The organism is Arenimonas sp. (assembly GCF_035312645.1).
GTDB lineage: Bacteria > Pseudomonadota > Gammaproteobacteria > Xanthomonadales > Xanthomonadaceae > Arenimonas.
The window spans coordinates 1-11,357 of sequence record NZ_DATGBO010000088.1 but is presented as its reverse complement, the minus strand read 5'-3'; the positions used below and the strand labels follow the sequence as shown (position 1 = coordinate 11,357).

8 protein-coding genes are annotated in these 11,357 nt (G+C 62.5%); 5 read left to right on the top strand and 3 right to left on the bottom strand.

What is annotated here, in order from left to right:
• The first annotated feature begins 149 nt into the window (after window positions 1-149).
• From VKM35_RS08260 to pbpC, 3 genes are all read left to right on the top strand, one after another.
• A complete protein-coding gene (locus VKM35_RS08260) occupies window positions 150-947 on the top strand; it encodes a hypothetical protein (protein WP_324320283.1) in 798 nt (265 codons plus the stop codon).
• Between the two features lie 121 nt (window positions 948-1,068).
• Window positions 1,069-5,994: an alpha-2-macroglobulin gene (locus VKM35_RS08255; RefSeq protein WP_324320281.1), complete on the top strand. Its 4,926-nt coding sequence runs from the start codon at window positions 1,069-1,071 to the stop codon at window positions 5,992-5,994.
• A gap of 58 nt (window positions 5,995-6,052) precedes the next feature.
• On the top strand, window positions 6,053-8,419 hold the full coding sequence (pbpC, locus tag VKM35_RS08250) for a penicillin-binding protein 1C (protein WP_324320279.1): 2,367 nt from the start codon (window positions 6,053-6,055) through the stop codon (window positions 8,417-8,419).
• Between the two features lie 59 nt (window positions 8,420-8,478).
• Here pbpC and VKM35_RS08245 read toward each other — a convergent pair whose 3' ends face one another.
• A complete protein-coding gene (locus tag VKM35_RS08245; RefSeq protein WP_324320277.1) occupies window positions 8,479-8,877 on the bottom strand; it encodes a glycine zipper 2TM domain-containing protein in 399 nt (132 codons plus the stop codon).
• A 161-nt stretch (window positions 8,878-9,038) separates the two neighbouring features.
• Window positions 9,039-9,518, bottom strand: coding sequence for a peroxiredoxin (locus tag VKM35_RS08240; RefSeq protein ID WP_324320275.1), 480 nt, complete (start codon window positions 9,516-9,518; stop codon window positions 9,039-9,041).
• Between the two features lie 158 nt (window positions 9,519-9,676).
• Here VKM35_RS08240 and VKM35_RS08235 point away from each other — a divergent pair, with 158 nt between their 5' ends.
• Both VKM35_RS08235 and VKM35_RS08230 read left to right on the top strand, forming a co-directional pair.
• Window positions 9,677-10,114, top strand: a complete 438-nt coding sequence (locus VKM35_RS08235) for an Hsp20/alpha crystallin family protein (protein ID WP_324320273.1) — start codon at window positions 9,677-9,679, stop codon at window positions 10,112-10,114.
• Between the two features lie 75 nt (window positions 10,115-10,189).
• On the top strand, window positions 10,190-11,080 hold the full coding sequence (locus tag VKM35_RS08230) for a DnaJ C-terminal domain-containing protein (protein ID WP_324320271.1): 891 nt from the start codon (window positions 10,190-10,192) through the stop codon (window positions 11,078-11,080).
• 66 nt (window positions 11,081-11,146) lie between these two features.
• On the opposite strand, the gene VKM35_RS08225 is transcribed toward VKM35_RS08230, so the two are convergent.
• A partial coding sequence (locus VKM35_RS08225) for a response regulator (RefSeq protein WP_324320269.1) occupies window positions 11,147-11,357 on the bottom strand: 211 nt, incomplete at its 5' end.

The following is an 11,357-nucleotide window of genomic DNA, read 5'->3' as shown; positions in this document are numbered from 1 at the left end:
AGCACGCCGGACGAGTTGTCCAAGGCGCTCGATCATTCGCTGGCGCTCGCCCACGGCGGTCTGATTCCGCTGCAGGTGATCCGCGGTAGTCAGACCCGCATCCTTTACCTTGAACGCTATTGGCTCAACGCCGATGCTCCGGAGTCCCGATGAAATCTTTTTATCGCAGCGCATTGCTGACGGTTTTTCTTTTGGCGTTCTCGGCCGCACAGGCTGCGACGGTCGAGGACTATCGCGATATCTATCGCGATCTGACCGCCAAACACGCGCAGGCCGTGGTCACAGTGAAGTTCGTGATGTCGGTGACCAGTTCCGGCAAGGAAGAGCGCATCGAGGACCGCACGCAGGCATTGCTGGTCAGTGCCGACGGCCTGTTGCTGGTGCCTGATCGCGCGGTCAGCGTCGACTTCAGCGCATTCATGCCGAGCTCGGGTTCGCAGGGCGCGGCGCCGGTCGCCAAGTCCAGCGATTTCCGTGTGCGTCTGGCCGGCAGCGACGACTGGTTGCCTGCCGATCTGGTCACGCGCGACAGCCAACTCGGCCTCGCCTGGCTGCGCGTGCGGCAATCGCCGAAGGATCTGGCATTCGTGAATCTTGCCGACGGCATTCGCGCCGAGCCAGGCATGGTGTTCTTTTCGTTGCTGCGCACGTCGGACGAGTGGGGCGGGGTGCCAGTGTTCCGGCCGGGTCTGGTGATGGGCGAGACCCATACGCCGAAGACGGTGCTGCTGGTGGATGGCGTGCCGGGCATGGCGTTCTCTGCCGACGGTCATCCGATCGGTTATGTCGACATCGATTTCGGCCGGATGATGCGTTCGTCGCGCAACGGCGGCAGTGGCCTCGGGCTGGATGTGGCCGATGTTGCGCTGCAGATGACGCCCATCGACAAGGTCGCGGCGGCGACCGCCCAAGCCGCCAAATTGCCTGTGGTCGCCAGCGGCAAATAGTTGATTGAACAGAAGTTGTTGATAAATAACGAAAAAATAACTCGCGTTAAAAATCCATTAAATCCCTGTCCGGATTGTTCGAACGATCACGTTCGTCTCGGCAGTCCCCGGAGGTGCCACCATGTTTCATTCCCGAACCCAACGTCGCATAGCGGCGTTTTTTGTTGCCTGCGTTTTGGCGGGCGGCCTGTTGATCGGCTGCAAGCGCGAAGCCAATCAGGTACCAGCCTTGCAACCAGGTCACGCAGCGGTGGATCTGCGCGAAAAAGTGCTTGGCTTCGGGCTGGTCTCCGCGGGTCGCAGTGAAGAAAATGGTGAGTCCGCGATCGAGCTCGTGTTCTCGCAGACTCTGGCAAATGCCCAGGAATTCGACCAGTTGCTGGTGGTCAAGGGCCCGAATGGGGAAGTGATCAAGGGCAGCTGGGTGCTCACTCCCGACAGTCTCAGACTTCGTTTCCCCTACGTCGAATCCAGCCAGACGTATTCCGTTCTGATCCGTGCCGGGCTAACCGCCTCCGACGGCAAGACTCTGGGCAAGGACGAGGAACGCAAGGTGTTCACCGGCCCGATGGAGCCTGCGGTCGGCTTCGCTTCGCAAGGCAGCGTATTGCCGGCCAAGGAAAGTCGCGGCCTGCCGGTAGTCTCAGTGAACGTGCCTGAGGTCGATGTTGAATTCTTCCGCGTACGCGACAGCGAAGTCGCGAAGTTCTTCGCCGAATACCAGCGCGGCGGCCGCCGCAGCGGCTGGCAACTCGATGAAGGCGACTACAACGGCGACGAGGATCGCAATTCGATCCGCGATTTCGCCGACTCGGTCTACATCAATCGCTTCGTTCTCGGTGGCGCGCAAAACGAGCGCCGCCTGACCTATCTCCCGCTCAAGGACATCAGCCAGCTGCAATCGGCCGGCCTGTATTTCGCGGTGATGAAGGCAGCAGGCAAGTTCGACAGCGAATACGAAACCGCGATTTTCTACGTCAGCGACATCGGCCTGCACGTCCGCGCCTACAAGGACAAGATCTACGTCCACACCGCATCACTGAAAACTGGTGAAGCCCTCGGCGACGTCACTCTTTCTGCGCTGGATCGCAAGGGTGAAACCACGCTCAAGGCCGCCACCGACGACAACGGCGATGCCCTGGTCGCCTACAAGCTCAATGCCGAGCACGTGCTGATCGCGCGCCGTGGCAACGATGTTTCCATGCTCGCGTTCAACCAGCCGGCGCTGGACTTGTCCGAATTCGAAGTTGCCGGCCGCGAGCAGGCTTGGTTCGATGTCTTCGCCTGGTCGGGCCGCGATCTTTACCGTCCCGGCGAAACCCTGCGCATCTCGGCGCTGATGCGCGACTACGACGGCAAGCCGGTGAAGGCACAGCCACTGTTTCTCAGCCTGAAACAACCCGATGGCAAGGTGTTCATCGAGTCCCAGCTCAAGCCACGCGAAGGCGGTTACTACGAATGGCAGCAGGCACTGCCGCCGGATGCCGCCACCGGCAACTGGCAGGTGGAATTCCGTACTGCGCCGGGTGCCGGCGACGTCGTCGAAGGCATGAAGCTGCATATCGAAGAGTTCCTGCCCGAGCGGATGAAGCTCGACCTCGATTCCAAACAGGCCGCGATCAAGCCGGGCGAGCCGCTCAATCTCGATGTCACCGCGGCCTATCTCTACGGCGCGCCGGCATCGGAAAATCGCTTCACTGCGCGCTTGGGCGTGATCGCCGAGCAGCACCCGGTCGCGAAATATCCCGATCATTTCTTCGGCGACCCGACCATCACGCTGCCGAAAAAGCCCGATGACGTGATCGACACGACGCTCGACGACGCCGGCAAGCTCAGCACGCCGATCAAGTTGCCTGACGAGGTCAAGAACACGGCACCGGTATCAGTGATCGTGACCGGCAGCGTTTACGAATCCGGTGGTCGTCCGGTCAGTCGCAGCGTCAAGCGGACGATGTGGCCAGCACCGGTGCTCGTGGGCATTCGCCCGCTGTTCGATGCCAAGGAATCGGCACCGTACGACAGCACCGTCGGCTTCGAAGTTATCCGCAGCAATATCGATGGCCGTCTCGAGGCAGGCAACAACCTCAGCGTCAGCCTGGTGCGCGAGAACCGCGATTATCACTGGACCTACGAAGATAATCGTTGGGGCTACGACTACAGCTCGACCTACAAGACCGTGCAGACGAAGACGGTTGCAGCGCGCGCCGAAGGTGCGGCACGCGTGGATTTCAATGTTGAGTGGGGCGAGTACCGCATCGAGGTGAAGGACCCCGCGACCGGTCTGGTCACACGCTTTCCGTTCGTCGCCGGTTGGGATTGGGATAACCAGAATCGCGGCCTCGATGCGCGCCCGGACAAGGTGAAGCTGGCGCTGGACAAGACCGCTTACCGCGCCGGCGACAAGCTCAAGGTCACGGTGACGCCGCCGCATCCGGGTGCCGGTGTGCTGATCGTCGAGAGCGATCATCTGCTGCACACGCAGCCGATCGATGCCAAGGCTGGTGCGGTCTATGAAATCGAAGTGACCAAGGATTGGGAACGCCACGATGTCTACATCACCGCGCTGGTTTTCCGTGGCGGTTCCGCGGTCGAGAAAGTCACGCCCGCGCGTGCCGTCGGCGAGGTGTATGTGCCGATGGCGCGTGCCGATCGTCGTGTGCCGGTGACGGTGACATCGCCCAAGCTCAGCAAGCCCGAGCAGGCCTTGCCGGTGACGATCAGGGCACCGCTGCTGGCTGGCAAGAAAGCTTGGGTGACGCTGTCGGCGGTCGACGTCGGCATTCTCAATATCACCCGCTTTCCGGTTCCTGATGCTGCCGATCACTTCTTCGCGCAGCGTCGTCTCGGTGTCGATGCCTACGACATCTACGGCCGCGTGATCGAGAGTTTCGAAGGCGATACCGCGACGTTGAAATTCGGCGGCGACATGTCGCTGCAGGCATTGCCGCAGGCGCGCCGTCCCACCGCCAAGGTGCAGACCGTAGACCTGTTTGCCGGGCCGGTCGTGCTCGATGCCACGGGTTCGGCGCAGGTCAGCGTCAATGTGCCCGATTTCAACGGCACGCTGCGCGTCTCCGCGCTGGTCTACAGCCAGGATCAATACGGGCAGGGCAGCAGCGAAAGCGTGTTGCGTGCGCCGGTGTTGGCCGAGGTGAGCGCACCGCGCGCGCTCGCGCCGGGTGATCGCAGTACGCTGACGCTGGACCTGAAGAATTACACCGGCAAGGCGGCGGCGTTTGATGTCGCGCTCGACTCCGTCGGCCCGATCGCGATCGGCAATCCGCGCCGCAAGCTGTCGCTCGGCGTCGAAGGCAAGAGCACCCTGAGTTTTCCACTCACCGGCAGCGAAGGCTCCGGCATAGGCACCATCAAACTCAAAGTCAGCGGTGGTGGCTTCACGGTCAATCGCAGCTTCGAGGTGCCGGTGCGTCCGGCGTGGGGCGGTGTCGTGCGCTCGCGTCTGCAAACGCTGGCCTCGGGGCAGGTACTCGCACTGGGCGCAGATGCCGCCAATGGTCTGATGCCGGGCACGGTCAACGCCCGCGTCACCATCAGCAGCCTGCCGCCGATTCCGTTCGCGCAGGTTCTCGATGACATCCTTGCCTACCCTTACGGTTGTGCTGAGCAGACCACCACACGCGGTTACGCCGCCTTGCTGCTTGATACCGAAACCGCAGCGCGCATGGGCTTCAAGGGGTTGACTCCCGATGAGCGGCGCAAGCGTCTGGAGGGCGCGTTCGCACGCTTGAGCTCGATGCAGACGAGCAACGGTCATTTCTCGCTGTGGAGCGGCGATGGTGAGCCGTATCCGATTCTCACGCCGTACATCAGCGAGTTCCTGCTCGATGCCCGCGAGGCCGGATTCGCGGTGCCCGAAGGCATGCTGCAAAAAGCGCTGGAGCGTCTGAACGAGGATCTGCTGACCGGCGATTCGCCTTTCTATGGTTACGACCAGCGCGACGCGTTGCGCTTCGCCTATCAGGCACAGGCGGGATATGTACTGGCCCGCGTCAATCGCGCGCCGCTGGGCACCTTGCGGGCCTTGTACGACAACGAGCGTTCGAAAGCGGTCACGCCGTTGGCCGTGATGTATCTCGGTCTGGCACTCGATCTGCAGGGCGATCACGCTCGCGGTAAGAAGGCGATCGCCGAAGCGTTCACGAAAAAGGACGAGCGTCCCTGGTACCTCGGCGACTACGGCTCAAGCATTCGCGATGAAGCGCTGATGGCGATGCTCGCGAAACGCTACAAGCTCAACGTCCCGCAGGCCGATGCGCGCCTGTTGGCACTGTCGCAGAAACTGAGCTCGCGTTCTGCCGAAAACTACGTCTGGTACAGCACGCAGGAACAGATCGCGTTGGCGCGACTGGGCAAGACGCTGGCCGGCACGCTCGATCAGCAGCGCGTGTTCCAGGGGCAGTACACGGTCGGCGCGCAAACCGTTCCGCTGGCGCCGGATCGCATCGACAGTCGCAGCTACACCTATTCCGATCTTTCCGCCGGGCTGCGCTACAACCTGCAATCGACTGGCAGCGTTTATGCCACCGTCGATATCGCCGGCATTCCACGCACGCGCCCGGCGGTGTCCGAGGGCAAGATCCGCGTCATTCGCAGTTACTACAACACCGATGGCACGCCGTGGAAGGGTGGCAATCTGCGCGAGGGCCAGCCGCTGATCGTGCAACTCAAGATCGAGTCGCGCGAGAGTGTGCCCGATGCGTTGGTAGTCGACCTGCTGCCGGCCGGACTCGAAGTCGAGAACCTCAACCTGACGCCGGCCGAGCAGTGGGCCGATATCAAGGTTGATGGTGTTTCGCTCGACGAGCGTTCCAGCCAGGCGAAGATCGTGCACGAGGAATACCGCGATGACCGTTACGTCGCTGCGGTAAAGCTGTCCTACGACACGGCCAAGCTGTATTACCTGGTGCGGGCGGTGACGCCGGGCACGTACACGGTGCCGCCGCCTCAGGTCGAGGACATGTACCGCCCCGAATTGCGTGCAGTTGGCCGCACGCCGCTGGAAACGATCACCGTCGTCCAGCCTTGACCGATAGTGCAGGGCAGGGGCGGCAGCGATGCCGTCCCTGTCGCCATCCGGATCCGTGATGCAATCTCCTGGCCATTTCCAACGACGCTGGCGTCGACGCGGCGCGCACAGCCTCGTCTTGCTGTGCGTCGTTTTCTTTTTCCTGCTCGTTCTCGACCGATTGTTCCCGCTGCCTTCGCCGGATGCGAGAACGTACAGCGTCATCGTCACTGCCAATGACGGCACGCCGTTGCGTGCGTTCGCTGCCGGAAACGGTGTGTGGCGTTATCCGGTGACGCCGGATCAGGTCTCGCCGCTTTATCTGCAGGCGGTGATCGGCTACGAGGATCGTTGGTTCTGGCATCATCCCGGCGTGAATCCGGTGGCCTTGCTGCGTGCCGGCGGTCAGTGGGCCAGCAACGGCAGGATTGTGTCGGGTGGCTCGACGTTGAGCATGCAGGTCGCACGCATCCTCGATCCGCAACCACGCACGGGTTGGGGAAAACTCCGGCAGATGCTGCGTGCGCTGCAACTGGAATTACATTATTCGAAATCGGAAATTCTCACGATCTATCTCAACTACGCGCCGTTCGGCGGCACCATCGAAGGTGTCGAAGCGGCGAGTTGGGCTTATCTGGGCAAACCCGCGCGCAATCTCTCGCATGCCGAAGCCGCATTGCTTGCCGTACTTCCGCAATCGCCGAGCCGGCTGCGCCCCGATCGTCACAACGAAGCCGCGCGCCGCGCCCGCGACAAGGTGTTGCTGCGTCTGGCCGAGCAGGGCGACTGGTCGCAACGGGAAGTGCACGACGCGATGATCGAGCCAGTCGTTTCGCGGCGACTGGTGCCACCGATGCTCGCGCCACTGCTGGCCGAACGGCTGCGCGATGCCAATCCGGGCATCGCCAAGGTTCGCAGCACGATCGATCCGAACCTGCAGCGCCTGCTCGAAGAGCGCGTGACAGCGTATTTTTCCCGTCTCCCCGAGCGCAGTTCCGCGGCGCTGTTGGTAGTCGACAATCACACGCTGGAAGCGCGTGCGTATGTCGGTTCGCTGGCATTCGCCGAACAATCCAGTCTCGGCCACGTTGACATGGTGCGCGCGACGCGTTCGCCGGGTTCGACGCTCAAGCCGTTTCTCTATGGCCTGGCGATGGATGACGGTCTGATTCATTCGGAAAGCCTGTTGGTCGACGCACCACAGAGTTTCGGCACGTATCGACCGGCGAATTTCGATCCGAATTTCAACGGCCCGGTCGCGGCAGCGGACGCGCTGCGCCTGTCGTTGAATGTTCCCGCTGTCGATCTGCTTGATCGTCTCGGCCCCGCACGTTTCGCCGCGCGTCTCGAACATGCCGGAGTGCAGTTGAAGTTGCCCGAAGGCGCAACGCCGAATCTGTCGATCATTCTCGGTGGCACCGGCGTTTCGCTGGAAGAACTGGTCGGCGCCTACGTCGCGTTGAATCGCGATGGTCTTGCCGGTCGCGTGAACTACACGCCGGGGAAGACGCCGGGGGGGCGGCGGTTGTTGTCGCCAGGTGCGGCCTGGATCATTCGCGAAATTCTCGAGAAGCACGAACGCGATGGCCTGAGCGAAGACACATTCGACACCGGCGGTCGCACGCGCGTCGCCTGGAAGACCGGCACCAGCTACGGCTTCCGCGATGCATGGGCCCTGGGCAGCACCAGCGATTACACGATCGGTGTCTGGGTTGGTCGGCCTGATGGCACGCCGATGCCAGGTCAATATGGTGCTGTCACTGCTCTGCCGCTGTTGTTCGAAGTGGTGGACAGCTTGCCGCGCATGGCGACTTCGAAAAGCAGGCAGGGCATGCCGGCGGACGTGCGCAGCGTGGAGATCTGCTGGCCACTCGGTGTGGTCGACGACCCCGCGCATCCGGAACTGTGTCGTGAAAAACGAAAGGCGTTGGCGCTGGCTGGCAGTCTGCCGCCAACCCTGCCGGAACGTGACGCGCGCCTGTGGAGTTCGGGAAAACTGGTCGTCGATGTCGACGACAAGAGCGGCCTGCGCCTGTCCGGCCAATGCACGCAGGTTCACGCACATCATTCGTTGGCGATCGCGCGCTGGCCGAGCCTCGCCTATCCCTGGTTGCCGGTGGCGCAGCGGCAGGCGGCGCAAGTTCCGGCCTTGTCGCCAGATTGCAGCGACGATGCGCTCGCCGCGATGGAAGTGTTGCGCATCGAAGGCCCCGCCAACGGCAGTGCCATCGCGCGTGCGCCCAACAGCGTGGTGCCGCCGCAGATCCACTTGCGCGCGCTCGGCACGAATGCCCACGTGAATTGGCTGGTGAACGGGCAATGGGTCGGCGAGACCAGCGGCGGCGGCAGCTTCACGCACGCGTTTGCGCTGCCGGGTGATCAGCACATCACCGCGATGGCGCAAACCGGTGCCTGGGCTGAGCTCGATATCCGCGTGCTGCGCTGAAAGCGTGCGAAAAAAAAGCGCCCCGGCGGGGCGCTTTTTTCTTTCTTCAATGACGGGTATCAGAGCCTGACAGCCTTGTGGTTGCGGATCCGCACCGAGGTGCCGACGTGGATATTCTTGACGCTGTTCTGCACGACGGTCTCGTAATGCCCGTCTTCCATCCGGACGGTGACCTGGTACTGGGTCTTTTCCATGTTCTTGGCGATCTTGTTGCCGGCATAGGCACCGCCGGCAGCGCCGGCGACAGTGGCGACGGTCTTGCCGCTGCCCTTGCCGACCTGGTTGCCGAGCAATCCGCCAACCACTGCGCCGGTGATCATGCCGCCGGTGGTGGAGCGATGTCCGACAACAGTGTCGATCTTCTGGACGCGTCCGCAATCGCCACAGGACGCCATCGCAGCGACGGGAACACAAAGAGCAAAAACGACGGCGAAAAATACGGCAGCGAGTTTCTTCATGGTGGCTCTCCTGACAGTGGCATGACGCCGGTAGCGCAAGGCTAGCCTATGCCGACGGCGATGGAAGCGAAATAACCCAATCCCAGCTGAAGCCAGTCGCGGTTTCTTCGCCTGGACGACCAGTCTGGACCGGCCCGGCCGATGCCTCTATGCGAGTGGACTCAGGCCAGATGCTCGAGCACGTAGTCCGCCGCGGACACCTTGAATTCACCGGGTGCTTCCACGAACAACTGCTTGACCACACCGTCCTCGGCATACAGCGCGAAACGCTTGGCACGCAGGCCCATGCCGAAAGCGGTGGCGTCGAGTTCGAGGCCTAGCGCCTTGGTGAACACGCCGTTGCCGTCGGCGAGCATGTGCACACTGTCGGGTACTTCCTGGCTTTTTGCCCAAGCGCCCATCACGAAGGCATCGTTGACCGAGAGGCAGGCGACATCGATGCCGCGTTTCTGGAATTCTTCGCTCTTGGCGACGTAACCCGGCAGATGTTTGGCCGAGCAGGTAGGCGTGAACGCGCCCGGTACCGCGAACAACACGACTTTTTTGCCCGCGAACAATTCGTCGGTGTTGATGGCCTGTACCCCATCCTTGAGATAGTTGAGGGTGGCCTGCGGAATCTTGTCGCCGATCTGGATGCTCATTGGGGTCTCCATTGGGAAACGCAAGTCTAAACGAGACGCGTGAAAAGTCCGTTGTGCTGTCGATGGTCCGGGTCTTGAAATTTCCGGCCTTGAAATTTCCCGCGGCGAATACAGATAGCGGACATGGCGGTAATCATCCGCCGCCCGAGGAGTAGGAAATGAGTCTGTCCCGTCATCACATCCGTTATGCGCACAACCCGCTGCAGGCCGAGCTCAAGCAGGTGTTCGATCATCTGTTCAACGAATCCGCGCCGGCAAATACTGCGGGACATCGCTGGCAGCCGCGCGTCGATGTCCGCGAAGAGGCAGAACGCTTCGTGATTCTCGCCGATCTGCCCGGCGTCGACCCTGCGAACATCGACATCAGCATGGACAAGGGTGTGCTCAGCATCAAGGGCGAGCGCAGCGCCGATGCGCACGGCGAAGGCGACCGCGTTTCGCGCCGCGAACGCGAACATGGCGAGTTCCTGCGGCAATTCGCGCTGCCGGAAAGCGCCGATCCGGAAAGCATCGTGGCGACCAACAAGCATGGCGTTCTCGAGGTCGTGATCCCCAAGCGTCCGCAGTCGACGCCGCGGCGCATCCAGGTGCAGTAACTCCGCGTCCAGGCAACGCGGCGGATAGAATGGGCCCGCGGAGTTCGCTCCGCGGGCTCTTCTGTTGGAGGCAAGATGGAATTCAAGGATTACTACGATGTCCTCGGTGTGGAGGCGTCGGCGGGCGAAGCGGAAATCAAGACCGCGTATCGCCGCCTGGCGCGCAAGTTCCACCCGGATGTCAGCAAGGAAAAAGGCGCCGAGGAGCGCTTCAAAGCCGTCAACGAGGCTTATGAGGTCTTGCGCGACAAGGACAAGCGCGCCGCCTATGACCAACTGCGCTCGCGCGGATATCGCCCCGGCGAAGACTTCCGGCCGCCACCGGATTTTGGCGATCAGTTCGGCCAGGGCTTCGGTGGGTTTGGCAGCGGAGGATTTCGCAGCGATGAAGGACTCGGCGGTGCTGGCTTCAGCGATTTCTTCGAATCATTGTTTGGCGGTCGCGCCGGGCCGCGAGGGCGGCCGCAGCCGCCGGGGGATACCCGTGCCAAGGTCGCGATACCGCTGGAAGTGGCATACGCCGGCGGTGCGCAACGCATAGGCATCGATGGCCGCACGCTGGAGGTGAAGGTGCCGGCTGGCATCCGCCCGGGACAGGTGATCCGTCTTTCCGGACAGGGGCAGGTGCAGGGCTCGCAGCGCGCCGATCTGCTGCTGGAAATCGATTACCGGCCGCATGCCGATTTCGAGGTCGACGGCCGCAACATCCTCTACACCTTGGTTCTCGCGCCCTGGGAAGCAGCGTTGGGCACGACGGTCAGCGTCGCGACGCTGGGTGGCTCGGTGGAGCTCAAGATCCCGCCGGACTCCGATGCCGGCCGCAAGTTGCGCCTGCGCGGACGCGGTCTGCCCGGGAAACCTGCCGCGGGCGATCAGATCGTCGAGATCGAGATCCGCGCACCGCGGGCGGAAACAGCTGCGCAGCGCGAGCTGTACAGGAAAATGGCGGAAGCCTTCCGGCCCTGAAAAACACAATCGACAGGCAACAAAAAAGGCGGGGAATCCCCGCCTTTTTCTTTCCTGCCGGCTTGATCAGCCGCCTGGCAGCAGGCTGTTGATCACGTCCACCAGCTGCGTTTCGGTGAACGGCTTGGTGATGTAAGCCTTGGCGCCCTGGCGCATGCCCCAGACCTTGTCGGTCTCCTGGTCCTTGGTAGTGACCAGCACGACCGGGATATGCGCGGTGGTGGCCTCCTTGGAAATCGCACGGGTCGCCTGGAACCCGTTGAGATTGGGCATGACC